General features: G+C 56.8%; 24 protein-coding genes and 1 riboswitch. Of the genes, 9 read left to right on the top strand and 15 right to left on the bottom strand.

Annotated elements, in window-relative coordinates:
- Positions 1–102: 102 nt before the first annotated feature.
- A complete protein-coding gene (locus tag ACR0DX_RS10640) occupies positions 103–1,293 on the top strand; it encodes a GAF domain-containing sensor histidine kinase (protein ID WP_480846069.1) in 1,191 nt (396 codons plus the stop codon).
- Positions 1,290–2,021 (top strand): response regulator transcription factor, encoded by a 732-nt coding sequence (locus tag ACR0DX_RS10635; protein WP_170355159.1) that lies wholly within the window; start codon positions 1,290–1,292, stop codon positions 2,019–2,021. Before ACR0DX_RS10640 ends, ACR0DX_RS10635 begins: the two co-directional genes overlap by 4 nt.
- A gap of 9 nt (positions 2,022–2,030) precedes the next feature.
- Here the strand turns inward: ACR0DX_RS10635 and ACR0DX_RS10630 are convergent, their stop codons facing one another.
- The 15 genes from ACR0DX_RS10630 to ACR0DX_RS10560 all read right to left on the bottom strand — a co-directional run bounded on the left by ACR0DX_RS10630 (position 2,031) and on the right by ACR0DX_RS10560 (position 17,267).
- Positions 2,031–3,446, bottom strand: coding sequence for an FAD-binding oxidoreductase (locus tag ACR0DX_RS10630; protein WP_170355158.1), 1,416 nt, complete (start codon positions 3,444–3,446; stop codon positions 2,031–2,033).
- 77 nt (positions 3,447–3,523) lie between these two features.
- A complete protein-coding gene (locus ACR0DX_RS10625; protein WP_170355157.1) occupies positions 3,524–3,781 on the bottom strand; it encodes a DUF4242 domain-containing protein in 258 nt (85 codons plus the stop codon).
- Positions 3,782–3,809: 28 nt separating this feature from the next.
- Entirely contained in the window at positions 3,810–7,343 is a 3,534-nt protein-coding gene (locus tag ACR0DX_RS10620) for an AAA family ATPase (RefSeq protein WP_170355156.1), read from the bottom strand.
- A 105-nt stretch (positions 7,344–7,448) separates the two neighbouring features.
- Positions 7,449–7,706, bottom strand: coding sequence for a hypothetical protein (locus ACR0DX_RS10615; protein WP_170355155.1), 258 nt, complete (start codon positions 7,704–7,706; stop codon positions 7,449–7,451).
- Positions 7,707–7,719: 13 nt separating this feature from the next.
- A complete protein-coding gene (locus tag ACR0DX_RS10610; RefSeq protein ID WP_170355154.1) occupies positions 7,720–8,421 on the bottom strand; it encodes a NapC/NirT family cytochrome c in 702 nt (233 codons plus the stop codon).
- A gap of 29 nt (positions 8,422–8,450) precedes the next feature.
- Positions 8,451–8,888, bottom strand: a complete 438-nt coding sequence (locus tag ACR0DX_RS10605) for a nitrate reductase cytochrome c-type subunit (protein ID WP_170355153.1) — start codon at positions 8,886–8,888, stop codon at positions 8,451–8,453.
- A 12-nt stretch (positions 8,889–8,900) separates the two neighbouring features.
- Complete coding sequence (gene napH, locus ACR0DX_RS10600; protein ID WP_170527632.1) at positions 8,901–9,818, bottom strand: quinol dehydrogenase ferredoxin subunit NapH; 918 nt, start codon at positions 9,816–9,818, stop codon at positions 8,901–8,903.
- Entirely contained in the window at positions 9,815–10,633 is an 819-nt protein-coding gene (gene napG, locus ACR0DX_RS10595; protein WP_170355151.1) for a ferredoxin-type protein NapG, read from the bottom strand. Before napG ends, napH begins: the two co-directional genes overlap by 4 nt.
- A gap of 27 nt (positions 10,634–10,660) precedes the next feature.
- Complete coding sequence (gene napA, locus ACR0DX_RS10590; RefSeq protein WP_170355150.1) at positions 10,661–13,153, bottom strand: nitrate reductase catalytic subunit NapA; 2,493 nt, start codon at positions 13,151–13,153, stop codon at positions 10,661–10,663.
- Positions 13,150–13,443, bottom strand: coding sequence for a chaperone NapD (locus ACR0DX_RS10585; protein ID WP_170355149.1), 294 nt, complete (start codon positions 13,441–13,443; stop codon positions 13,150–13,152). The genes napA and ACR0DX_RS10585 overlap by 4 nt, the downstream gene beginning before the upstream one ends.
- A complete protein-coding gene (gene napF, locus ACR0DX_RS10580; protein ID WP_170355148.1) occupies positions 13,440–13,955 on the bottom strand; it encodes a ferredoxin-type protein NapF in 516 nt (171 codons plus the stop codon). The genes ACR0DX_RS10585 and napF overlap by 4 nt, the downstream gene beginning before the upstream one ends.
- Positions 13,956–14,148: 193 nt before the next feature.
- A complete protein-coding gene (locus tag ACR0DX_RS10575; protein WP_480846063.1) occupies positions 14,149–15,162 on the bottom strand; it encodes a FecCD family ABC transporter permease in 1,014 nt (337 codons plus the stop codon).
- Position 15,163: 1 nt separating this feature from the next.
- On the bottom strand, positions 15,164–16,111 hold the full coding sequence (locus ACR0DX_RS10570) for an ABC transporter substrate-binding protein (protein ID WP_170355147.1): 948 nt from the start codon (positions 16,109–16,111) through the stop codon (positions 15,164–15,166).
- Positions 16,108–16,911 (bottom strand): ABC transporter ATP-binding protein, encoded by an 804-nt coding sequence (locus ACR0DX_RS10565; RefSeq protein WP_353391988.1) that lies wholly within the window; start codon positions 16,909–16,911, stop codon positions 16,108–16,110. Before ACR0DX_RS10565 ends, ACR0DX_RS10570 begins: the two co-directional genes overlap by 4 nt.
- Complete coding sequence (locus ACR0DX_RS10560; RefSeq protein ID WP_170355145.1) at positions 16,911–17,267, bottom strand: DUF1636 family protein; 357 nt, start codon at positions 17,265–17,267, stop codon at positions 16,911–16,913. Before ACR0DX_RS10560 ends, ACR0DX_RS10565 begins: the two co-directional genes overlap by 1 nt.
- A 102-nt stretch (positions 17,268–17,369) precedes the next feature.
- A riboswitch (cobalamin riboswitch) is annotated at positions 17,370–17,573 on the bottom strand.
- 126 nt (positions 17,574–17,699) lie between these two features.
- Here ACR0DX_RS10560 and ACR0DX_RS10555 point away from each other — a divergent pair.
- The 7 genes from ACR0DX_RS10555 to ACR0DX_RS10525 all read left to right on the top strand — a co-directional run bounded on the left by ACR0DX_RS10555 (position 17,700) and on the right by ACR0DX_RS10525 (position 26,205).
- A complete protein-coding gene (locus ACR0DX_RS10555) occupies positions 17,700–18,347 on the top strand; it encodes a helix-turn-helix domain-containing protein (RefSeq protein ID WP_480846060.1) in 648 nt (215 codons plus the stop codon).
- 181 nt (positions 18,348–18,528) lie between these two features.
- Positions 18,529–19,422 (top strand): class II glutamine amidotransferase, encoded by an 894-nt coding sequence (locus ACR0DX_RS10550; protein ID WP_170355143.1) that lies wholly within the window; start codon positions 18,529–18,531, stop codon positions 19,420–19,422.
- A gap of 1 nt (position 19,423) precedes the next feature.
- Complete coding sequence (locus ACR0DX_RS10545) at positions 19,424–20,107, top strand: GltB/FmdC/FwdC-like GXGXG domain-containing protein (RefSeq protein WP_170355142.1); 684 nt, start codon at positions 19,424–19,426, stop codon at positions 20,105–20,107.
- Between the two features lie 11 nt (positions 20,108–20,118).
- Complete coding sequence (locus ACR0DX_RS10540; RefSeq protein WP_170355141.1) at positions 20,119–21,447, top strand: FMN-binding glutamate synthase family protein; 1,329 nt, start codon at positions 20,119–20,121, stop codon at positions 21,445–21,447.
- 71 nt (positions 21,448–21,518) lie between these two features.
- Entirely contained in the window at positions 21,519–22,847 is a 1,329-nt protein-coding gene (gene glnT, locus ACR0DX_RS10535; protein WP_170355140.1) for a type III glutamate--ammonia ligase, read from the top strand.
- 167 nt (positions 22,848–23,014) lie between these two features.
- Entirely contained in the window at positions 23,015–23,779 is a 765-nt protein-coding gene (fabI, locus tag ACR0DX_RS10530; RefSeq protein ID WP_170355139.1) for an enoyl-ACP reductase FabI, read from the top strand.
- 11 nt (positions 23,780–23,790) lie between these two features.
- Positions 23,791–26,205 (top strand): DUF3141 domain-containing protein, encoded by a 2,415-nt coding sequence (locus tag ACR0DX_RS10525; protein WP_170355138.1) that lies wholly within the window; start codon positions 23,791–23,793, stop codon positions 26,203–26,205.
- The last annotated feature ends 1 nt before the right edge of the window (position 26,206 follow it).

Raw genomic sequence — 26,206 nt, 5'->3', positions numbered from 1 at the left:
AAGCTTGCGGGTTCCCGCAAAACTGTTGCGGTAATCCGCATGACAGGATCGGGGCAGACTTCTATACTCTGGTGTGCTGGCCAATTTACCGAAAGTGCGTCGATGGCTGATCTTGCCTACTACCTTAGAATTTCCAACCACCTGGCGGGAAACCTGGACATCAAATCCGCGCTGCGCTCGGTCAAGTCCGAGATTGACCGCATTCTGCAGGTCGATCATTTGGATGTTTGTCTCATCGACGACAAAGGATACTGGAACACAAGCTACGAAGTAGGTCTTCGCACGAGTTGGAGCCGTACGCGGGCTCCTGTCGAGGTATCTCCGGTACGCGATATACTGCGCGGTGAATGTGACAGTCTACTCACTGGAAATGCTTTGGAGGACCCGCGATACGTTTTCGAAGGCGCAGACTGCGGACCCATCATCAGACATGAAATGCGCAGCCGCGTGAATGTTGCGATGAAGGTACTTGGCCGTACGATCGGGGCGCTGAACTGTTCTTCCCGAAAGCCCGATTTCTACGATGAACAGGCCTTGGAACAAGTGCGCAATATCGCAGATATCCTTGCCCCATATTTCTATGCCTTGCGTGCAAATGAACAAACACGGCGCGAAGCGATCATGCGTGCGGAACTACAAGCCCGTGAGGAAGGGTTGCGTCTAGGTGCACTTAGCCTGACAGATGCGTTGGAACTGGAGCGCCAACGGATCGGCATGGACTTGCATGATCAGACTTTGGCCGACATGACCCGTATCAGTCGTGAGTTGGAGCGGTGTAAGACAGCTAAAGACATCGAAGTGCTCCGCGGCAATTTGCAGATCTGCATTCAGGGTCTGCGGGAAATAATCGATACATCCATTCCATCGTTGTTGGAGCTGTTTGGCTTTCAACACGCTGTCCGGACTCATTTAGAGCGCGCGGTAGGCGCTGATCAGGACATCGAGATCGACGTGCGTGATTTTTCTGATGGTCTGATAGATGACCTGCCACAAACCAAGCGGATCGCTTTGTTTCGGATTGCACAAGAAGCCATCAACAATGCTGTACGTCATGCGGATGCTTCTTCGATCCTGGTCGAGATCGAATGTCGCGAAGGGCTTCACTTGCGGATCAGGGACAATGGCGCAAGCGCCTCCGCACTCGAGGCAAAAAAGGCGTCTGGTGGTCTGACCCATATGCGCACACGCGCCAGATTGATCGCTGCGCAGTTTGACATTCGGTGTTCTGAAGGCACTGAAATCAGTGTTTGTCTTCCGGTGTCCGAATGCCCCAACAGAAAGGTGAGTGCATGAAAGTTCTGTTGGTCGAAGACGACGCTATGCATGCCAATTACTTGAAGGAATTGGTTCAGGAAGCGTTGCCCGAGGCGTCAGAAGTGAGTCTGGCGACAAATGGCCGAGACGGAGAAATTCAGGCCCGCCAGGACGCCGTTGAAGCCATTGTCATGGATCTGCGCATGAAAGAGCGCAATGGTATCGAGGCCGCACGCACCATTTGGTCAGAACGACCTGACACGCGTATCCTATTCTGGTCGAACTATTCGGATGAGGCTTACCTGCGTGGCATTGCTCGGATCGTGCCGAAAGAGGCGGCTTATGGTTATGTCCTAAAGACGGCCAGCCCATCCCGGATGCATCTGGCTCTGCGTGCGGTGTTGCTTGAGGCTCAGATCATGGTGGATCGCGAGATTCATCAGATTCAAAGAGATCAGAGCCGGTCCGGTGAAGCCCTGACCGAGGTTGAACTAGCCATCCTGACCGATCTTGCGCTTGGCTTGCCGGATAAGGCGATTGCTGCCCGTCGCAAACTGGCGCTGCGGACGATACAAAACCGACTGCTTTCGATATACGAAAAACTGGATGTGAACGATTTGCTGATTGATACCGGCGATGTCGCGATCAACAAACGTGTCCGCGCCGTTTCAAAAGCAATGACGTCTCAGATTTTGAACAACGAAGCCATCGTAGCAGCAGAGAAAGACCTCAGCAGCTGGTTGGCCCGATCGTCTTTTCACGTATAGCGCCACGCGTCAGGCGGGCAGAATATTGTGGTTAAGCCGGAACAGATTTTCCGGATCATACTGCGCCTTGACTTTGGCCAGCCTCATCCCGTTTTCACCGTAGGCACCGGCCATGTGATCGGCCTCATCTTCGGGCATGAAATTGACATAGGCGCTGCCGGTGGCATGGGGCGTCATACGATCATAGAGCGCGCGTGCCCATGCAATGCATTCGTCGTCTTTTTGAGGGTCCTCCCACCGGGTATGGACGTTCATGATGAAATGCGCGGACCGTTCCGGATATGCGGTGGCGTCGGAAGACACGCGGGCCATGGCACCGCCCACATGCGCAATAAACACCTCGCATGCCGGGTCGGGCAAGCTGGAGATACCATTCAGCAACCCCGTTATCGCATCTGATGACAACGTGCTGAAATCGTGACTTTTCCAGTAGTTCCGTGCACCCGGTGTCAAAAGCGGGTCAAACGCCGCCTGCCAGTCCACAAAGGCGTGGGGCGAAATGACATCCACAATCGGAGAGCCCAACCCGCGTAGTTCCTTCATGGCGTCCTCGCCATCTCCCATGGGGCCGGCATAGCAGGCGGCAAAGATCAGAACTTCCCGCCCGTGCCATTCTTCGGGCAGGAAGGGCAAAGGGGGCGCTTTGCGCATCACGCTCCAGACTGTCAATTCATCGGGTGCAGAATCCGCTATTTGCACATACTCGGCCAACAAGCCTGGCGCGGCTTCGATGGGGTGAACAATCAGTCCGGATAGGACCTGAGGACCGAGAGGATGCAGTTGGAATTCAAACGAGGTGACGACGCCGAAATTCCCCCCGCCACCACGGATTGCCCAAAATAGATCGGGGTGGCTGGACGGTGATGCAGTGACGATCATACCTTCCGCTGTGACCACCTCGGCTGAAAGAAGGTTGTCGATAGTCATGCCAAACTTGCGTGTGGTCCAGCCGAAACCTCCACCCAGGGTCAATCCGGCTGTACCGGTTGTCGAGTTGATCCCGAGCGGAACGGCCAAGCCGTGGGCCTGCGTCTCGCGGTCAACGTCGCCCAGCAAGGCGCCAGGTGCGACTCGAGCGGTTCTGGCCATCGGGTCTACGTGGACTGATCGCATCTGGGACAAGTCCAGCATAACCGCATCGTCAGCAACAGCGTGACCGGCGATCTGATGTCCGCCCGATCGAACTGACATGACCAGACCAGCGTCCCTTACAAAATTCACTGCCTTTTGTACGTCGCTTGCACCCAAAGCCTGAATGACGAATCCAGGATGGCGATCCACGATACTGTTCCAGGTTGTGCGTGCTGCGTCGTATTCCGCAGTACCTTCGCAATACACGCCACCGCGTAAAGCCGCACTAAGATCATCCAGTGAAGACTGGTCAACTTGGGCCGAAGTCCCATGCAGAGTTTTTACGTCGAACATAATCGATGCCTTCCTTAATAATGGAAGGTCTCTTGCCACTTGCCTCTGATAGAAATTGGAGTTTCAATTATTGCGTCTTACGCGAAAACTCCCGGATCTATCCGATCTACCGGAGTTATAACATCTGCCGGAATATTCAGGCGCGCGGCTGCTTTTCTCAGGCTTTCCTCGTCAGGCGCTTCGTAAAGACAATAGGTTTTGCGTTTATCGGCACTAAGGAACGAGAAGATCCATTCGACCCCCTCCTCATCGTTGATTTCCTTGATGTGCGCTTTGCCGTCGTCCGTGATATTCAGCTGTTCGGCGAAATGGCGTTCTATAATATATCTTGGCATATGCACCCCCAGGGCATGCGTTTATGAACTAAGTGACCGTTCCTTCAAGCTTAGACATAAGGGAAATCATACCCAAATTCTGTGCGATTGCCAACGCTTCGGCCTCTAGGTGAAACGCATGTTCGAGGTTCTGCTTATGCCCGAATTTTCGCAAAGCAGACGCGTATGAAGCCTTGCTGTGCGCGATCCAAGGTGGGCTGGCCATATTTGTGTCGATCTCGATTGCCTTGGTCAGCATATGTTCCGCGATGTCGCGATCGCCCAGCAAGGTTGCCAGATTGCCTAGCCGGCGTGCGGCCGCCCCGGTGCAAACGGTGGTGGCACCAGCAGTGATCGTCAGGTCCTCGTAGGGCAAAAGCAGGTCAAACAGCGTTTGCGCATGGTCTTGCCTGCCAACCGCGACACAAATATCCGCAAGATATGACAGCGTAGTTGAATACATGGCATCTGCCGGTAGGTCGAACCGGTTTGCCGCCAATTCGTTGAGAATCCGTTCGGCCGGGTCGGAATAGCCCAACTCGGCGGCGATAAGACCAAAGCCAGGTTTCCAAGTGATGTCGTCGGGGTCTTCCTCCATCAGTTTCTTGATCACCGGAGCGACCTCGTGAAGCCGGTTCTGTTCGCGTCGGATCGTGAACATCTGCACACCGAAAACACCTTCGATGTGTTTACCGTGGGTTTTTCGGCCGATCTTTACAGCCTCAGTCGCGAATGCTTCGGCTTGTTGCCAAGCGCCTTCCATGATGGCAACCATCGCGCGCGCGTGGATTTGAACCCAGTAAAGCTGCAGGTGATTGTCCTTTTGCGAGACCTCTGTCAGCAGCTTGAGCGAGCGGTCAAGCATAACCCTGTCAGCCATCTCGGCCCCAACAAACAGGCTGAGGGTCCGGTCGCGCCCTTGGTCAATCGTGCCCAGTTTTTCGGCGACGTCGTGCATGGCTTGCAGGTTTTGCCGCCAATTTCGCGCCTCTTCATCCTGCCGAGCCACAAACGGGGCACCAAAACGCATCATCATGACTGAGAACTGCGATTTGTAGTCACCGAGATTTGCCGCCAGTTTCATGGCGCGGTGGCCGTACTCCGCCCCTTCACTAAACTGACCGATAAACATATAGGCCCGAGCGAGTTGGCTCATCAACTGGCACTGGCGTCTTTCGTCGTCTTCGGGCAGACCATTCAGTGCCTCAAGACACAATGAGATCGCCTCATTGTGACGTTGGCTGGACATCATGCACGAATCCGCGAAGTGCTGCGCGATGTCTGCGGACAGTTCGGCATGTCCCAGTGTTCGGGCCGCGTCGGAGGCTTGTTTGAGCTTGGCAATCCCTTGAGGCAGATCCCCGAGGCTGTCGTAGCTGCGCCCAACCAGAACCATCGCCGTAATTGTTTCTGCGCTGTTTTGCGTTCCAAGTTTCTCTGCAGCATGAAGTGCCTCGGTCGCGTTGGTCATCGCTTCTTGACTGGCAGACCGGGCAAGGGCCATTTCTGTTGCCAATTTCCATTGCGTGAACGCGACCTGCCAATCTTCTGCTTCGGTCAAATGCCTTGCTACCAATTCAGGTCGGCGCGCAATCTCGGCCGATCGCAGACGTGTCAGGGCCTTGGCTACGTTTGCGTGTTGGGTTCTTCGGGTCGCAGACAGCATGGATTGGTATGCGGTATCGCGGATCAGGGCATGCCGGAAAACAAATTGGCCGCGGCTGTGTCCGCTTTCGAAAACAAGTCCCGTTTCCACCAGTTCTGCCAGCCCCGACTGCAGGTCCGGTCTTTCCAGATCAATTGCCTCCGCCAGAAGGTCCAGCGCAAACTCGCGACCGATGACCGCGCCTGTCAACGCCATTTGCTTTGCCTCTGGCGACACAGCGTCGAGCCTGGCCATCAATGCGCCCTTCAACGAAGACGGAACGGCCAGATTTTCTTCTCCGGCTTCCATATATGCGCTGGTAAGTTCTTCGACGAATAGAGGCACGCCGTCGGTTTTTTCCATGATCAGGCGAACCAGAGACGCGCCTGGTGACTGGCCCGATATGTTTTGGATCAGGTTTTCAACTTGTTCAAAGTTGAAACGACGCAGGTGCAAGGTCTGGACGTGCGCATCGCCGGCGTCGCGCTGTAGTTCCCAGCCAGGGCGGTGCGTGATCAGGATCATCAGCGGCAAATCTGCGCAGATCGCCCGGAACCGATCAAGCAAGGCGTTCGTCGACGGGTCGATCCAATGCGCATCCTCGACGCACAGAACGACCGGTTTAACCTGCGACCGCGCCTGCACCGTCTTTATCAACGTTTGCACAGTTATGTCGCGCTGTTCCTGCGGAGACAGGTCCAGAATATCCCGAGCCAATGCGCTTGCGGGGGCGACCAAGGCTGCAAAAACGGGAAGAACCTGATCCAAGTCGATGCCTTGCCGCGCTTCGAGCATGGCCCGGACGTGGCGCAACACCTGGTCGTCGTCGAAGCCTGGCTCCACTCCTGCATCCTGCGATATTCGCTCGGTTACAGGATGGAACGGACTACTGGTTAGATATGGCGAGCAATTCAGTCTGATGATATCAGCCTGACCTGCATTCGTAACGTCGTTCAGAAATTCTTCTGTCAGGCGTGATTTTCCTATGCCCGCTTCTCCGGTCAGCAGAATGACTTCACCCTGTCCTGCGCGGGCGCGAAGCCAGGTTTGTTGCAGGATACCCTTTTCGGAACTGCGCCCAACAAGCTGGTTTGATCCGTCATCACGATGTGCTGCTTTAAACCGGCTTTCAGCTTGCCTTTCACTAACCACCTGCAAGAGCTCTCGGGGGTCTTCAAATCCCTTAAGGTCGACGCGCCCAAGCGACGAGAATTCGAAAATACGATGTAGCATCGCTTGCGAATCCTCTTGGGTCAGAACAACCGTGTTCGGCGGGGCTTTTTCCTGCAACCGAGCAGCAAGGTTGAGGATTGGGCCCGTCATCGCGCCTTCTTCATGTGTGTTTTCGCCGATTGTATCGCCAACAACTACATCGCCACTTGCGATGCCTATACGTGCGGCCAGCGGTTGACCGGAAGGCGTCCGGAGCTTTTGAACCCGGGAGATAGCCTCTAAACCGGCCTTAACCGCGCGCAAGGCGTGGTCTTCGAATGCACGCGGCCAACCAAAAAAGACCAGCAATCCATCGCCAAGATACTTGGCGACAAAGCCACCATAGCGTGATACCGCACCTGCAACTGCGTCCTGATAGGTTTGCAACAGCAGGCGCATGTCTTCGGGGTCCAATTGGTTCGTCAGTTCTGTCGAGCCGACAAGATCAGCGAAGAACACCGTCAGATGCCGGCGTTCGGCCTCATCGTTTTTGACCGCTTGATCCGGAAGCAAAGAAGTAGCCGAAGAATAGACATGGTCTTGTTGATCGAATTCCTGAATGGCAGCCAGCAGGATTTTCCTGTGGCCCAATGACACCCCTATTTCCTTGAGGTCGTCATTCGTAAGCAGAGGCAGCGCACGCGCGTCGACGTCGTTTTGCCGAAACGCATCAGTGTACTGACCCAACCCAAGTTCTTGCAGCCATGTTCCGACTTCAAAACCCATTGCAGGATCATGCGGTGGAAACGGATTTGGATCAAGTTGAGCGTTCAGGCGCGCAACGGGAAGCGCGTAGGCGACGCGAAGGTTCGCGTCGCCGATACCGTTTGGTTAGACAGTCGCACCTTTGATGCGGATCGCCGATCCAAGTGCTCCGGCGCAGAAGCCGACGACGACTGCGATAACCAATTCGATGGTCTGGATATTGGCAAAGGACCAGTGTGCGAAGATAAGCGTTTCAAGCACACCGACGACACCGCCCATAACCGCGCCTAGCATCAGGTTGCGGGTCATCATACCCAGCGCAAGGCCCAAGATGCCCGGCAGGCTGATAATGTTGGCGCCGATTGTTCCCAGAAGTTCAAGCATATCGTGCCCTTTCTCAGTCGGCCTGCTTGGTCAGGAATGACCGGATTTCTGCGCTGCTATCAGCAACCTGATCTTGCAGCGTTCCAGACGCTTTGCTCGCCAGAGTTTCCGTCACCTCTTGGTATTGTTCCAGGTATCCGGGTGGCAGGCTGTGTGCGATGCCCTGATGGCAGTCGATGCATGTCATGTTGTTGTCGATCGCCCTTTGGTGTTCGGACGCGGCGCGGGTTTCCTGAATAGTGAAGTCCATGTAGTCGAAATTATGGCAGTTGCGGCATTCGCGACTGTCCGATGCCTTCATCTTTTTCCACACAGCCGAGGCCATACTCAGGCGATGGTCTTCGTATTTTTCAGGCGTACTGATTGTGCCAGCCAACTCGTGATAAACGTCTTTGACAGCCATGATCTTGGCCTTGATTTTGTGGTTCCATTCATGGGGAACGTGACAATCCGAACAAATAGCCCGGACGCCCGAGTGGTTGTTATAGTGAACCGTTTCGCGGTATTCGCCCAGATTGGTCTCCATCGTGTGACACGAGGTGCAGAATTCCTCGGTGTTGGTCAGTTCCAGGGTCCAGTGGAACCCGCCCCAGAACAGGATGCCAGCCAGAAAACCTGCCAGCACCAGAAAACCCGAGCTGAACATGACGGCCGGTGTCCAGATCGCGTTCCAGATGCGGTCTATCCAGCCGCGTTTTTCGGGGGAGTCTGCCATGTCGGTGCTCCTTTCAGTCAAGCGTTGGATCAGTTTCCGGAAGAAGGTTCAAAAACATTGTCGACGAGCGCGGGCGTGTCTGCCTGCGGAACATGACACTGATTGCAGAAGTACCGAGTACCGGCGATTTGATCCAGTTCACGTCCTTCGCGATCCAGGTAGTGCGTCATCGATAAAGTGGGTGCGTTGCGCTCACCGGCCTTTGTCCAGTCGTGGCAGGACAGGCATTGGTTGGTCCGCAGATCAATCTGGTACTGGTCGATTGAATGCGGGATCAGCGGAGGTTGCTGTCGGTAATTCCTCTGCATACGCCCTTCGATAGTGCGGTGGACCTGATCGAGTGGAACGGGTTCATCAACCTCGGCCCCGCGCAGGGCTTCGACTTGCGCGGATTGGGCAAGGGCGAAACTACTCAGAAGTAAAACGGGGATCAGGGCGGTGACGCCGGTCAGGATTGGCTTGTTCATCTTGGCACTCCCTTAGGTAGGTCTGGCTGCGCGCCTCTCGGGCGCGGGAACGGGATCGAAAGGCGCGGCGACCTGGTCGTCGAACCGGTGAGTAAACTTGAAGACATCGACCGCGCAGACATCGATACAGCGGCCGCAATTCGTGCAGTCGGGCGACAGGATCAGCGGTGTGGTGCCGGTTTTGCCGCGTAACGCGGGTGAGATGACGTGGTTTTCCGGGCAAACGGCAAAGCAATCCATGCAGTCGTCACAGGCTGCGCGATTGGGCGCGCTGACACGCAACATCGCTTTGGTGCCAATCAGGCCATAGAATGCTCCGACCGGGCACAGGTGCCCGCACCATCCGTGGCGTGACACGAACAGGTCGAAGAAGAAGATCGCAACGATCATCGCCCAGACAAAGCCCGCGCCGAAAATCAGCCCGCGATGCAGCATGGTAATCGGGTTGATCAGCTCCCACGCAATGACGCCGGTCAGACCCGAAACGATCAGCACCGTAGCTAGGATCCACAGTCGGGTACCGCGTTTGGGTTGCCAGCCTTTGGGCAGATCCAGCTTGCGGTGCAGCCAATGGGCGGCATCGGTTACGGGGTTGATCGGGCAGGCCCAGGAACAATAAACCCGACCGCCGATCAGCGCGTAGGCGACCAGAACAATCAGGCCTCCGATCAGGGCGGTAAGCTCGGGCCAGTGCCCGGCAACCACGCTTTGCAACAGCACAAGCGGGTCGGTCAGCGGCAGCACGCCAAGGGTCAGCGACCCGGCCAGCGTGCCCTGAATGATCCAGATGCCAAACCACGGGCCCAGCAGAAACAGAACCAGAAAGAACAGTTGAGAGGCACGGCGCAGCAGCAGGTATTTGTGCGCGCCGATCCAGCCTTTGACTTCGATGGCTTCCTGTCCGACAGGCATATGGGTGCGGGTGCTCATTGTCCGGCCCCCGGCAAATTGTATTCCGGCGCAAAGCCGCCCGGCGCGACCAGATTATCGGTACCCGGTCCGGGAAGGCGATCGGGCAGGTCGATGATACCTTCGACCACGGGCGCGCCTTTAGCGGCCTTTTCTTCCCAGCCTTTGCGATAGTGGTCGGCACTGCTACCGCGTGCCAGCCGGGTGGGCAGAACCTTGATCGCGGCTTCCGGTAGAACGCAGCTTTTCTCGCACATTCCACAACCGGTGCAGCGGTCGCCGTGTATGGTAGGGAGGAACAGCGCGTGGTGACCCGAACGGGTGTTATGCGCGGTCTCAAGCGTGATTGCCTCGTCAATCACGGGGCAGACGCGGTAGCAGACGTCGCACCGCAGCCCCAGGAAGTTCAAGCAGTTTTCCTGATCGACCAGAACGGCCACGCCCATATCGGCGTCGTCGATGTTGTCCAGCGAAGGGTCCAGCGCCCCAGTGGGGCAGGCGGCGACACAGGGAATGTCGTCACACATCTCGCATGGCACGTCGCGAGCGGTGAAATAGGGTGTGCCGGTGGCGACGGCATCGACGCCAAGTTCGGCCAGTTTCAGCGTGTCGTAGGGGCAATCCCGCACGCACAGGCCGCAACGGATACAGGCTGACAGGAAGTTTTGTTCCGGCAAGGCTCCGGGGGGACGCAATGCCTCGGCTGGTAACGCCCGCGCGTCGCGCGCCAGCCAGGCCAACATGGACCCGGCCGCCACGCAGCCACCTGCGGCGCGCGCCGAGTCCTGAAGGAACCGGCGCCGCTGCGGCGAGAGGGGAGAGCCAACACCTGACATGGGTCTTACCTTTGCCTTGCCAGTCTCTTACGCGCGCTCGACCTTGCAGGCGCATTTCTTGTAGTCGGTTTCCTTCGATAGCGGGCAGGTTGCATCCAGCGTCAGCTTGTTGGTCAACTGGTGCTCGTCAAACCAAGGCATGAACACCAGTCCGCGTGGTACCTTGTTGCGCCCGCGGGTTTCGACCCGGCTGGTCACCTCGCCCCTGCGAGTGGACAAAACAATTTCCTGACCGCGCCGCAGACCGCGATCCCGTGCGTCGTCGGGGTGCATGAAAACAACGGCTGACGGGAAGGCGCGGTGCAATTCCGGAACCCGACGGGTCATCGAACCCGAATGCCAGTGTTCCAGAACCCGACCAGTACAGAGCCACAAATCGTATTCATTATCCGGCTCTTCAGCAGCAGGTTCATAAGGTGCGAAGATGATTTTGGCCTTGCCGTCTTTGTGGCCATAGAATTTCACGTCGGCCCCTTTGGGTACATAGGGATCATAGCCTTCGCGGAAACGATAAAGCGTTTCTTTACCGTCCACGACCGGCCAACGCATGCCGCGTGCCTGATGGTACATTTCGAACGGTGCCAGATCGTGCCCATGACCGCGCCCGAATTCAGCGTATTCTTCGAACAATCCTTTCTGCACGTAGAACCCAAAATGTTCTGCTTCGTCATTGTCGAAACCTTCGGCGGTTTCAGAAAGCGGGTATTTGTCCACATTCCCGTTCTGGAACAGAACCTCGAACATCGTTTTGCCGCGATGCTCTGGCATCTTGGCCAGCAGCTCTTCGCCCCAAACTTCTTCTACGGTGAAGCGCTTCGAGAATTCCATCAGCTGCCAAAGGTCGGACTTAGCCTCGCCCGGCGCTTTAACCTGTTGATGCCAGAACTGAGTGCGGCGTTCGGCGTTGCCATATGCGCCTTCTTTCTCGACCCACATAGCCGTTGGCAGGATCAGGTCAGCTGAAACTGCGGTGACGGTTGGATAGGGATCTGAAACTGTGATGAAGTTTTCAGGATTGCGATAACCGGGGTACCCTTCCTCATTGATATTCGGGGCGGCTTGCATGTTGTTGTTGCATTGAACCCAATATGCATTCAGCACACCGTCTTTCAGCATTCGGTGTTGCAAAACAGCGTGGAAGCCCGGTTTGGGCGGGATTGTACCTTCGGGAATTTTCCATGCGGTTTCACAAATCTCGCGGTGCTCGTCATTCGCGACAACCATGTCCGCGGGCAGGCGGTGGGCAAATGTGCCAACCTCTCGGGCGGTGCCGCAGGCAGATGGTTGGCCGGTGAGCGAGAAGGGCGAGTTGCCGGGTTCGGAAATCTTGCCAACCAAAAGGTGGACGTTATACATCAGCGAGTTCACCCAAGAACCGCGCGTATGCTGGTTGAAACCCATGGTCCAAAGGCTCATGACTTTCCGGTTTGGATCCGCATATTGTTTCGCAAGTTTCTCAAGCTTGTCAGCGGGAACACCTGAGAGTTCAGATACATATTCCAAAGTGTATGGCTCAACAGCTTTGGCATATTCTTCGAAGCTGATGGGTTCCATTTTGCCCGAGTTCGGGTTTTCCGCGTCTTGCTGAAGTTGGTTTTCGTCGCGCAGGCCGTAACCGATGTCGGTTGCCGTCTTGGTGATGTTTACGTGCTTTTTGACGAAGTCTTCGTTCACCGCACCATTCTGAATGATGTAGTTGGCGATATAGTTCAGGATCGCCAAATCGGTCTGTGGGTTGAACACGATGCCATTGTCCGCCAATTCGAAAGAACGATGTTCAAATGTTGACAGGACATGAACTTCGCAGCCCGGTTTGGTCAGACGCGTGTCTGTCAGGCGCGACCACAGGATGGGGTGCATTTCGGCCATATTGGAACCCCACAGAACGAATGTATCTGCGTGCTCGAAATCGTCATAGCAGCCCATCGGCTCATCTATGCCAAAGGTCCGCATGAACCCAACAACAGCCGAAGCCATACAATGGCGCGCGTTGGGGTCGATATTATTCGAGCGGAAGCCAGCTTTCATCAGTTTGGCGGCGGCATAGCCTTCCCAGACCGTCCACTGACCCGAGCCGAACATGCCCACGCTGGTCGGGCCTTTCTTGGCCAGCGCCTCTTTCCACTTGGCGGCCATGACATCAAAGGCTTCGTCCCAGCTGACCGGTTCGAACTCGCCATTCTTGTCGTATTCACCATTGGTTTTGCGCAGCAACGGAGTGGTCAGGCGGTCTTTGCCATACATGATCTTGGACAGGAAATAGCCCTTGATACAGTTCAGGCCGCGGTTCACCGGCGCGTCCGGGTCGCCCTGAGTGGCCACAACGCGGCCTTCCTTGGTGCCAACCAAAACGGAACAGCCCGTTCCGCAGAACCGGCACGCGGCTTTGTCCCAGCGGATATCCGGCGTTGCCGCCTGAGCGTCGGCTGCGCCTGTGGCCAGCGGAATACCGGCGGCCGAGGCTGTGGCTGTGGCCGCAGTGGCCTTGAGGAATGTCCGGCGTGATTCAGAATGTGTCATAGCGTGAGCCTCCGGCTGGTGGTTTGGCTTGGGGCATCGGGACGCGGGCGGGTCTCTGCGAGGTCCTCGAAATGGTGATAGGTCAACGTCAGAGACACGACCCCTGGGATCTGGTGCAGATCCATGATGGTCTCGGACGCAAGGCGTTCAGGGGTATCTTCGACAACGACGACGAAACGGCCGTCTTCGGTCTGGGCGTGGAGTTCGACGCCCGGAGTTGCGGCCATGGATTGCGCCGCATTGGCAGCATAGTCCGGCGCGACATGGGCAAGGCAACCGCAGATGTTCATTGTATCGCTTCCATTTGAGGTTGAGGGTTATGCTTCAGTGTAAGTGCGTCAGCAGGACAAAGCGCCTCGCACAATCCGCATCCATTGCACGCGTCAACATTCAAAGCGGGTTCCGCGCGCCCTTGGGTTTGGAGCGAAAATCGGATTGCGTTCTGCTCGCAATTGTCCTGACAGATGCGACAGCTGACGCCGTTCATGGATAGGCATGCTTGCTTTTCAAGCGACGCGCGCCATGGCCACAGGGCCAATCGGCTGATATCAAGCGCCGGTGTTGGGCAGGCTTCGGCGCACGCGCCGCAAAACGTGCAGGGATTTTCGGTTGGAGTGAACGCGGGAAATCCATCTGCCGCGATTGAAAGAACGCCTTCGGGGCAAGCCACGACGCAGTCTCGGCATTTTGTGCATTGATCATAAAAGACCTGGCCGACCGATCCCGGAGGCCGGGCTATTTTGCCGTCCTCTTCTTGAAATCGGGCGCGCAGGAAAGCGCGACGGGTCGTCACTTGGTCCATTTTAGACCTGGCTCTCGTCGTTTCTTTTGTTTGCTAATTTCCGCTTAGCGTTTTTGAACCGAGCAGGTTTTGATTTAGATCATTTTTTGGGCACTCTTAAGGTTGATCTAGGATATATTTTTAAATGAATGTCGGAATTTGACGGGTGACCACAGTTTGCAGCCCAAGAATGAGAGAACAGGCTCGGTGTGACCTACCGTTTCGCGTTTGCAGTTCTCAGCAACAAAATGAACACGAAAACGGACCCTAACGAGGTGGTCACTATGCCGACCGGCAGTTCTTGCGGGGCCAGCAGCAGTCTGCTGAGGATATCGGACCCGGTCAGCAGAACAGCGCCGACCACCGCGGCCGCAGGGATTAAGTGGGTGTGCAGTGGTCCGGCAATTCCGCGCGCGATATGCGGAACCATCAGCCCGACGAACCCGATCACCCCGGCGACCGAAACGAATACAGCCGTAGCCAGAGCGGCAACAAAGAACATCTTGAACCGCAGCGACTGGACCGGGACACCCAGTGTCGACGCCGTCATGTCACCGGTCAACAAGGCGTCCAGCCAACGGCTGCGATACAGTGAATAGACCAGAATTAGGACCAAACCCGCGCATACGAGCGGAAAGGTTTCCCAACGCGCCAGACCCAATCCGCCCAGCATCCAGAAGATGACAGAATGCGCAGCACGGTTGTCACCTGCGAAAATCAGGTAATTAGTCAACGCCGAGAACAGAAACGACACGGCAAGCCCAGCCAGGATTAGCTTTTCCGGTGCACTGGTTCGCAGCCCGTGGACAAGAGCCAGCACAATGCCCGAGGCCACCAGACCCCCACAAAATGCTGCTATCGGCAAAGTCCAGAACCCCAGTATGTCACCAGTCACCGTAATGACGAACACTGCCCCCGCCGCCGCACCGGAGGAAAGACCGAACAGGAACGGGTCGGCCAGATCGTTTCGCGTAGTCGTTTGCAGCACGACTCCAACAACTCCAAGGCCAGCGCCGATCACGGCGGCAAAAAGCGCGCGGGGCAGGCGCAGGTCGAAGACGATGCGGTGAAGGGGTGACATGTCTCCCTCGACCAAACCAGCGCCGAGCAGAATAGCTAAGACCGTATCGGACAGAGGAATGGATGTGGTTCCGTAGATTGTCGAAACCAGAAGAAGGGCGGCCAGAATGGCCACCCCCATCAAAAGTGTCAGCCCCAGACGGCCCAAATCAGTTCAGACCCGTGCGCATGGCTGCTGCCAATTTTGCGATGGCCTGAATGTTTGCCGGCCCAGGGGTCAATTCTTCGTACCGCAAACCGATCCAGCGCTCGTTTTTGACCGCGTCGGTTTGTGACATCACAGGATGTTCTTGCAGAAACCTGAACGTATCCGCGGCTCCGTTTCCGGTTTGATAGTCCAACAGCACTAAAAACTCAGGGTTCGCGGCTGCCACGGTTTCCCATGACGTGCGACCCCAGCTTGTGTCCATATCACGGGTAACGTTGAGACCACCCGCCGCTGCTATCATAGCGTTGGGGATTGCGTATTTCCCAGCAGTGAACGGAGCGTCCGCCGGGCCATCCAACAGAAACACTCGAGGTTTCGGTAAGTCTGCGGTTTGTGCCTCGATTGCGGTCAGTTCATCCTTCCAACCAGATACAAGCGCTTCGGCCTTGTCTTTGACATGCATGACTTTGCCCAGTCGCAGAATGTCGTCAAACAAAAGGTCCATGCTGGCCTCGGGGCGGTCTTTATGCAAATGAACGCAGCTTTCAGTCAGGATCATGGTTTTGATCCCGAACGGGGCAAGTGTTTCTGGCGTTACATCACCACCGGGACGCATTCCATAGTACCAGCCGGCGAAGAACAGATCGGGTTCTACCGCGACAATATTTTCCACCGATGGATATTTCGGTGCCAGTTCGGGGATATCTCCACGAAGCGTGTCGAATTCAGGACTGGTTTTGTACCAGCCGGTGATGCCCGTGAGGCCGACGATTTTGTCTTGCAGACCCAGCGCAAAGGCCATGTCGGTCATGTTCATGTCATGTACGACCAACCGTTCGGGCTGGGTTTCAAACACTAACGGTTCACCACAATTGTCTACGGTCACTTCATGCGCAGCAACACCGCCCGCCATGGCCATAACCAGAGCCACGGACAAGATATGTTTCATTTTGGAAATCTCCTGGAGGGTTGGGAAACAGTGGTTTTTCGTATGTCCAGCGCAGGGATCATCCGACCGTCGTGCTGAAAGAACAAGTAGTCGACGCCGAACGTGTCGCGCACATGTTGAGTCGTCAGGACCTCCGAAACAGGGCCAAAGCCGGTCAGCCGGGTAGATTTCATTAATGCGACATGGGTGGCGAATTCGGGGATCATGACAATGTCATGGACAATCATTATGACAGTTATCCCCAGTCCAGCGACCAGCGACAGCATCCGCCCTTTGGCGTCGGGATCCAAATGGTTCGTCGGTTCGTCCAAAAACAGAAGAGTAGGGTTCTGCGCCAGCGCACGCGCGATATGGGCGCGCTGACGTTCGCCACCCGACAACACTGCCATGCGCTTGTCGGCAAGCTCCATAAGGCCGGTCAGGTCCAGAATTCGCGTCAAGTCGTTTGCGTGATCTTCAGAGGAGCGGTCCGAGCGAATTGGAATTTGCCCAAGTGCCACATAGTCACGCAGATGCAACCGCCCATCGGGATATTCCTGCTGACTAACGACGGCAATTTTTCGGGCGCGCTCCGTCGCTGACAATGTTTTCAAGCTCTGCTCTTGCACCAGAACGTCGCCTTCAGACAGAGCTTCAGCGCCACATAGTAAGTTCAGCAGAGTGGTTTTGCCAGCGCCATTCGGACCGGCAATGGCCAGAACCGACCCCTCTTCCAGATCGAACGAGATGTCCTGCAACAGAACGTCACCGTGAAAAGAATAGTAGGCTACACCACGCGCCTGCAGGAAGGGTCTGCTCATCATCGAGCTTCTCGAACAGCCAACGCCGGCATGCGCGCCAATGTCTTAGTTATCAGAGGCGCAGGCCTGTCTGTGGCCTTTGTCCAACCAGTTGCGCTGCCCAGGTATTGCGCGGCGAATTGGGCAAGAGCATTCAGCTCCTGCTCGCTGCCGATATCACCAAACAGGTATTGGGCTTTTCCCAGGGCCTGAAATCCGACAGTGACCGGGTGATCGCATCCAGCCATACAATCTACTGTGCGCACTGCGAAACCCGCAGGCAATTCAGGGCACAAGGCATCCGCAATGTGCTGCGCTGCCTCCAGACCCTGACAGGTCGCGCAGATCAGAACGAAATGATCAGTGGTCTCGACCATCAAGCGCCTGTTCCACGGCCGCTGGGGCCGTACTGAAACGCGGTCGCGCATAAAGGCGTAAGAGGTACCATCAAGCCTCCTTCCAGGACGCCCCGCCCCGGGTTGGTTTCGGTTGCGATGGCAGGTCTCCTGACTTGCGAGTCGAGGCTTGGCCACCCTTCCCGACATTATTCACGTCAGTGGGATATTGGCTTCGCTCACCGCCTACAGTTGCGGGGGCAGTTACGGACTTGGCACTTAAACCTCACCGTATTCCCTTTTCACCGCTGGAGCATGCCCCAGGGAACCATCAAATGCGTCACTGCCCGAGATCAGATCGCCGGTCAACACAAATCACCGGAGGTTGCGCAGGAATGTAGTTTTGAAAATATGTTTCCCTTCAGGAAAATTGCAGGCGATAACGACGAAGCGAAAGGCGTTAAGGATAGGTTGGTGAAAGCATCAAACGATAGGTCCAAACCTCAGTTTTCTCAGGATCCCCACAAGGTCAGGGACCCCGGTGAAAAGAATCTCGAAACGGCGATCGGTCGGGAAATCCGCGCGTTGAGGTTGCAGCAGGGTGTAACAATTGCGGAATTGTCGGGGCTGACCGGGTTATCCATCAGTATGCTGTCAAAAATCGAAAACGGATACACATCGCCTTCATTGACGACGCTGCAATCTCTGGCCAATGCCCTAAGCATGCCGATCACTGCATTTTTCCGCAGATATGAAGAAACCCGAAACGCAACCCACACCAAAGCGGGGGAAGGCATTGAAACCGAGAGGGCCGGGACACGCGCAGGCCATCAATACAGCCTTTTGGGTCATATGGGGTCCAATGCCAGCGGTGTTGTGGTCGAACCCTATCTGATCACGCTGACGGAAGAATCCGACACTTTCCCGACGTTCCAGCATGACGGGATTGAAATGCTCTATATGCTTGAAGGCGAAGTCGATTACAGACACGGCGATCAAATTTATTTGCTGGTGCCGGGTGACACGTTGTTCTTTGATGCGGACGCACCGCATGGACCCGAGGTGTTGCGCAAACTGCCAGCCCGCTACCTGTCGATCATCTCATATCCGCAGACGCGTTAGCCACGATTCGGCGATTGATAAACCGCTGCTGAGGTTTTGCGGGGTTGCTCTCCGTGATTTTTGAATGCGGGGGAAATAGATAGCCGAAAATATTCCCCTTATGAATATTAATTTCCCCTTGTTGATAACCTGAAGTTCAGGTGTTAGCGTCTGCCCAACTCAATACAGGAGAAGCTGACACATGTGTGGAATTGTCGGCCTTTTTTTGAAGGACAAAACGCTCGAGCCTCAATTGGGCGCGATGCTGACAGATATGCTGATCACAATGACGGATCGCGGCCCGGACAGCGCCGGGATCGCGATTTATGGACCTGTCGGAGATCAGGCAAAGCTCACCGTGCAATCCGACAATCCGGACGCGGATTTTCAGACTCTGGCCGAAGATTTGGCCGATGTCTTGACCAGCCCCGTCAGCTTGGGTCGCAATGACACTCATGCGGTTCTGAGCATGGCCAACGACAAAGTCAGCGCTGCGCGGCAGGCCCTGAGGGAATTGCGCCCTGGCCTGCGGATCATGTCCGACGGCGATACGATCGAAATTTATAAAGAAGTTGGATTGCCTCGGGAGGTGGCGGAGCGATTCCAATTGACCTCGATGTCCGGCAGCCACGGGATTGGCCATACACGCATGGCGACTGAATCTGCCGTCACCACAGAAGGGGCGCATCCGTTCAACACCGGCGCGGATCAGTGCTTGGTGCACAACGGATCGCTGTCCAACCACAATGCGCTGCGCCGCAAACTGATGCGTGAAGGCGTGCGCATCGAATCCATGAACGATACCGAGGTTGGCGCGGCCTATCTGACGTGGAGGATGCAAAATGGGGCCACTTTGGGCGAGGCGCTGGAAAGCAGCCTTGAGGATCTCGACGGGTTCTTTACCTTTGTGGTCGGCACCAAGGATGGGTTCGGCGTGGTTCGCGACCCCATCGCCTGCAAACCGGCGGTGATGGCCGAGACCGATCAGTACGTGGCCTTTGGCAGCGAATACCGCGCCTTGGTCAACCTGCCGGGGATCGAGGATGCCCGCGTCTGGGAACCCGAACCTGCAACCGTCTATTTCTGGAGCCACTAAAATGCAGAGCTATGATGTTGCCGAACAGGGCCTGCGCGGGCTGAACGCCGCCCTTCAGGCCCAAAGCACCGAGGCGAACCAGACCCAGTGGCAGGTTCAGAACCCCAAGGGCAGTCACGCCATCGCTGTTGGTTTGGACGCTCCGATTGAGGTCACGGTCAAAGGCTCGACCGGGTACTACTGTGCGGGGATGAACCAGCAGGCGACCGTTCGGGTCGAAGGCTCGGTCGGGCCGGGCGTGGCCGAGAACATGATGTCGGGCACAGTGATCGTTGAAGGCGACGCCAGTCAATATGCCGGGGCCACGGGCCATGGCGGGTTGTTGGTGATCAAGGGCAATGCCAGCTCGCGCTGCGGAATTTCCATGAAGGGGATCAGCATCGTGGTGCATGGCAATATCGGCCATATGTCCGCCTTCATGGCGCAGGCGGGGACGCTGGTGGTCTGCGGCGATGCGGGTGACGCGCTGGGGGACTCATTGTACGAGGCGCGGCTATTCGTGCGCGGCTCGGTCAAAAGTCTGGGCGCGGATTGCATCGAAAAAGAGATGCGCCCCGAACATCTGACCCTACTGGCCGACCTGCTGGACCGCGCAGGCGCGGATGCCAAGCCCGAAGAGTTCAAACGCTATGGCTCGGCCCGCCAGCTGTATAATTTCGATGTCGACAACGCGGCAGAATACTGAGGAAGACCGTTATGGACGATCACACACCACGCACGATGCCGATACAGTCTGAAACGTTTTCAAACCCGGTCAACGCGGAAATTCGGCGGGCGGCGGCAACGGGCATCTATGACATTCGCGGTGGCGGCGCGAAACGCAAGGTGCCGCATTTCGACGATCTGCTGTTTCTGGGGGCCTCGGTCAGCCGCTATCCGCTGGAAGGCTATCGCGAACGCTGTGACACCTCAGTCACGCTGGGCACGCGCTTTGCCAAGAACCCGATACAGCTGGATATTCCGATCACCATCGCAGGCATGAGTTTCGGCGCGTTGTCCGGCCCCGCGAAAGAGGCGCTGGGTCGCGGAGCGTCCGCTGCGGGCACGTCGACCACCACCGGTGACGGCGGTATGACACCCGAGGAACGCGGTCATTCCTCGAAACTGGTCTATCAGTATCTGCCTTCGCGCTATGGCATGAACCCCGACGATTTGCGCAAGGCCGATGCGATTGAGATCGTGGTGGGGCAGGGCGCCAAACCCGGCGGCGGCGGGATGCTGCTAGGCCAAAAGATCAGCGACCGCGTGGCCGAGATGCGGACCCTGCCCAAAGGGATCGACCAGCGCTCGGCATGTCGGCACCCGGATTGGACGGGCCCGGATGACCTTGAGATCAAAATCCTCGAACTGCGTGAAATCACGGGCTGGAAGGTGCCGATCTACGTGAAGGTCGGCGCGACGCGACCCTATTACGACACGGCGCTGGCGGTGAAAGCCGGGGCTGATGTGGTGGTGATGGACGGGATGCAGGGCGGCACTGCGGCCACGCAGGACGTGTTCATCGAACATGTGGGTATCCCGACGCTGGCCTGTATCCGCCCCGCCGTGCAGGCATTGCAAGATCTGGGTGTGCATCGCGAGGTGCAACTGGTGATCTCGGGCGGTATTCGCAACGGTGCTGACGTGGCCAAGGCAATGGCGCTGGGTGCAGATGCGGTGGCCATCGGCACGGCGGCTTTGATCGCCTTGGGCGACAATGATCCGAAATGGGAGGCCGAGTATCAGAAGCTGGGCACCACCACCGGGGCCTATGACGACTGGCATGAAGGCCGCGATCCGGCCGGCATCACCACGCAAGACCCGGAGCTGGCGGCGCGCCTTGACCCGGTTGAGGCCGGGCGGTGTCTACGCAATTACCTCAAGGTCATGACACTTGAGGCGCAGACCATCGCGCGCGCCTGCGGCCACAACGATCTGCACAATCTGGAGCCCGAAGACCTGTGCGCCCTGACGATGGAGGCTGCCGCCATGGCGCGCGTGCCTCTGGCGGGGACAGAGTGGTATCCGGGCAAGCCGGGGTTCTGAGACAAGCGGGCGCGACCCTGACCGGGGCCGCGCCTTTTCTTTTGGGTTCAACAGGGAAAGGAAAGCCGACCATGACGACAGATCTGGCTGCTTTCGCCAAGGAAAAAGGCGTCAAATACTTCATGATCTCGTTCACCGATCTGTTCGGTGGACAACGGGCCAAACTGGTCCCTGCACAAGCCATCGCCGAGATGCAGATCGAAGGCGCAGGCTTTGCCGGGTTCGCCACTTATCTGGACATGACCCCGGCGCACCCTGACATGTTGGCGGTGCCCGATCCGTCCTCGGTCATTCGGCTGCCTTGGAAGCCCGAAGTTGCGTGGGTTGCAGCAGACTGTGTGATGGAGGGTGAAGACGTGGCCCAAGCCCCGCGCAACGTTCTGCGCCGTCTGATCGACGAGGCCGCCGCCGAAGGGCTGCATGTCAAAACCGGGGTCGAGGCCGAGTTCTTTCTGTTGACCCCCGATGGCGAACAGATCAGCGACCCGTTCGATACCGCCGCCAAACCCTGCTATGACCAGCAGGCGGTGATGCGCCGCTATGACGTTGTGCGTGAGATTTGCGATTACATGCTGGATCTGGGCTGGGGCCCGTATCAAAACGACCACGAGGACGCCAATGGCCAGTTCGAGATGAACTGGGAATTCGACGACGTTCTGCGCACCGCCGACAAGCATTCGTTCTTCAAGTTCATGACTAAATCCGTGGCCGAGAAACACGGGTTTCGCGCTACCTTCATGCCCAAACCGGTCGAGGGACTGACAGGTAATGGCTGTCACGCCCATATCTCGGTCTGGGATGCACCGGGGGCTGATGCCAAGACCAACGTATTCGCGGGTGAAGGTGACGGCCCGACCGGAGAAGTGGGCCTTAGCGAAAAGGGCAAACATTTCCTCGGCGGGATTATGAAACATGCCAGCGCGTTGGCTGCGATCACCAACCCCACGGTGAACAGCTACAAACGCATCAATGCCCCGCGCACCATGTCGGGCGCGACCTGGGCACCCAATACCGTCACGTGGACGGGCAACAACCGCACCCATATGGTGCGCGTGCCCGGTCCGGGCCGGTTCGAGCTGCGTTTGGCGGACGGTGCAGCAAACCCGTACTTGTTGCAGGCGGTGATCATCGCGGCGGGGCTGTCCGGGCTGCGCTCCAAAGCCGATCCCGGCCCGCGTCATGATATCGACATGTATGCTGAGGGTCACACCGTAACCGACGCACCGAAACTGCCGCTGAACATGCTGGACGCGCTGCGCGCCTATGACAGTGACGCGGGGCTGAAGGCGGCGATGGGGCACGAATTTTCCAGCGCCTACCTGAAGATGAAGCATCAGGAATGGAATTCCTTCGTCAGCCATTTCTCACGCTGGGAGAAAGAGCACACTTTAGACATCTGATTGGCAACCCGCCGATATTCAGCACAACTCTTGTGCGGTTGTTACATTCTCTTGTTATGCGGCGCTGCGGCATGGGCGGTTTTGGACGCTATGCCGTAGCGTAAACTTTGTGGTTTTGGGTGGAATCGCCTATGCTGCAGCGCAGAAAAAACGAGAGGATCGGCACCATGTTCCGCCTGGATGGAACGAAAGCGCTGGTTATTGGCGTGGCCAATGATCAGTCGATTGCCTGGGGTTGTGCCCGCGCCCTGCATGCGCAGGGGGCCGAGGTCGCATTGACCTATCTCAATGACAAGGCCGAACTGCATGTGCGAGGCCTCGCGGATCAGGTCGGGGCAAAAATCGTTATGCCGCTGGATGTCCGAAAACCAGACCAGACGCAGGCGCTGTTTGATGAGATTGGCGCGCGGTGGGGTCGGCTGGATACACTGGTGCATTCGATCGCGTTTGCTCCGCGTGATGATTTGCATGGTCGCGTTGTGGACAGCTCGGCCGAGGGGTTTGCATTGGCCATGGATATCTCGGTCCATTCTTTTTTGCGTATGATCCGTCTGTCAGAACCATTGATGGATCGTGGCGGCACCTGCATGACGGTCTCGTTTCTGGGTGCCAGCCGGGTCGTTGAAAATTACAGTATCATGGGCCCGGTCAAAGCGGCGCTTGAAGCTGCTGTTCGATATGCTGCTGCGGAGCTGGGGCCAAAGGGTATCTCGGTTCACGCATTGTCGCCTGGCCCGTTACAAACACGGGCTGCCTCTGGGCTGGCTGAATTCGATGCCCTGCTGTCAGATGCCGCCGCCCGAGCACCCACGCACCATTTGGCGACGATCGAGGATGTTGGTGCCTATGCCGCTTTTCTTGCCAGTCGCGAAGCATTCAACGTCACCGGTGGGGTCCATCCCATCGACGGCGGATACAGTATCGTCGGTTAAAGGATGCCCTCATGATACCGCATACACATTCCAAGTCTCTGCAGTTCGGGTCCGATATGGCCCGCGATGCAGCCGTCGCAAATGACAGAACCTATAGTGCCGTTGAAAATGCGCTGGAACAATCGCAGGTCAAATGGAACTTGTTGTCAAAATCAGCTGCGTTGCAATCCAGTAAAATCGCGACGGATCACTCCGAGCGTACGCGAAACCTGCTTCAGGGCCTTGCAGACGCGTCTGCGCGAATTGCTGGCTCATCGTTCATTGCGAAGGATTGGGCGGATTACCTGAAGGACGCAAGCCAGCGGGTCGCTTTGACAATGGATGTGCTGCGTGAGCGCGGCGATATTTTCCTTGAACACGAAGCTGCTGGGTGCCCACCCGTATTGGTTTACGATTACGAAGTTGTGGTGGATGGCGCGCAGCTCAAGCGGCCTTGCAACTATCAGCTGTTGCAGATCGTGCCGCCTGAAGGTGTCAAAATCGACAACACCAAACGCCCGTATGTGATCATTGATCCAAGGGCGGGCCACGGTGGTGGTATAGGCGGATTTAAAACCGACAGTCAGGTCGGGGTAGCGCTATCCAAGGGGCACCCGGTTTATTTTGTCAGCTTTGGTCGTGACCCGGTGCCGGGCCAGACCCTCGCCGACGTCATGCATGCCGAGGCTGGATTTGTCAGAACGGTAAACGCCCGCCATCCCAACAGTCCTCAACCTGTTGTCACGGGTAACTGTCAGGGCGGTTGGGCCACGTTGATCATGGCGGCCTGCAACCCCGATTTGACGGGCCCGCTTGTGCTGAACGGAGCGCCGATTGCCCCTTGGTCAGGCGAAGTCGGGGAAAACCCGATGCGGTACAATGCCGGAGTTCTGGGCGGCACATGGCAGCCGATGTTTTGGTCCGATCTGGGTGCTGGCAAGTTTGACGGTGCCAATCTGGTGATGAGTTTCGAACAGCTGAACCCCAGCCGGAATTACTTTGGAAAGTACTTTGATCTCTATCGTGATCCCGAAGGCGGCCGCCAGCGGTTTCTGGACTTTGAACGCTGGTGGGGTGGTTACTTCATTTTGAACGAAGCCGAAATCCACTGGATCGTCGAGCAGCTGTTTGTGGGCAATCGTTTGGTCAAGAACACGGCGCAGCTGGAGCCCGGTGTGCCAATCGACATCAAGGCAGTGAAGGGCCCGATATTTGTTTTCGCCAGCCAGGGTGACAATATCACACCGCCTCAACAGGCGCTGAACTGGATTGCCGCAACCTATACCGACGAAGAAGAAATCCGCCTGCGCGGTCAGCGGATCGTTTACATGTTGCACGACGAAGTCGGGCATCTGGGTATTTTCGTATCGTCCAAAGTCGCGCGGAAAGAGCATACCGAGCTTGCCTCGACCCTTGAAACGGTCGAAGCCATGGCGCCGGGGCTTTATGAGATGAAGATCGAAAACGTCGAGGGCGAGGGGCTCGACAAGAAATTCGAAGTCCGCTTTTTGGAGCGGACACTGAAAGATGTGGCAGCGCTGGATGACGGGCAGCAGGACGAGACCTGTTTTGCTGCTGTAGCGCATATGTCGGAAACTCAGGCAAATATCTACGAAACCTTTGGCCGCCCTTTCGTGCAATCTGCGGTTACGCCGACCACGGGTCAGGCTTTGCAAGATCTTCATCCTTTGCGGCAGCAACGTGCGTTGGCGTCTTCCGCTCAGCCTGCGATGTTGCCCGTGAAAATGGCCGCTGACTTGGCCAAGGAAAACCGCTTGGTTGCTGCGCAGGACAATCCCTTTTTGCAATTGGAGAAACTGACAGGGGACTGGATCGAGCAGATGATGGACTTGGGCCGGGACCTGCGCGATGCCTGGTACGAAGCCGCGTTCTTTTCAATGTGGGGCGGCCCGGTGGCGACGTGGTTTGGGCGAAAAAATGCGGCCCATCGAACCTTGCCAGACCCTGAAGGACTGAAGGCCCTTCCCGAAGTGCAGGCCGCTTTGGCCCATATGAAACAAGGGGGCGTCGCCGAAGCTGTCGTCCGCATGTTGATCCTGCTGGCCTACAGCAATCAAAGTTTTCGCTCGGAAATATTGGATCGTTGGGCTCATGTGTTTAAACACGAGGATCCGTTCAAAGACCTGACAGTTGAACAGCGTCGCCGCCTTTTGCACGAACAGACGATCATAACGACGTTTGACGAACAAGGCGCCCTCGACAGTTTGTCTGATCTATTACCCGCCGAGGAAGAGCGCAGCAAAGCCGTTGATCTGATCGAGAGGATTGTTGGAGATATTCCGCAACCTACAACCGAGCTGATAGCTATGGTTCGAGACTTGCGACAAGTGCTTGACCTGCCTGCGCCAGAGCCTAAGACAGCGGCACTTCGGACATCAAAGACTCGCAGACCAGCAAAGCGGCCTGCTGAAATCAAGCAGAGTTGAT

Source organism: Ruegeria sp. D3 (assembly GCF_056534465.1).
This window is presented reverse-complemented; position numbering and strand designations above follow the sequence as displayed.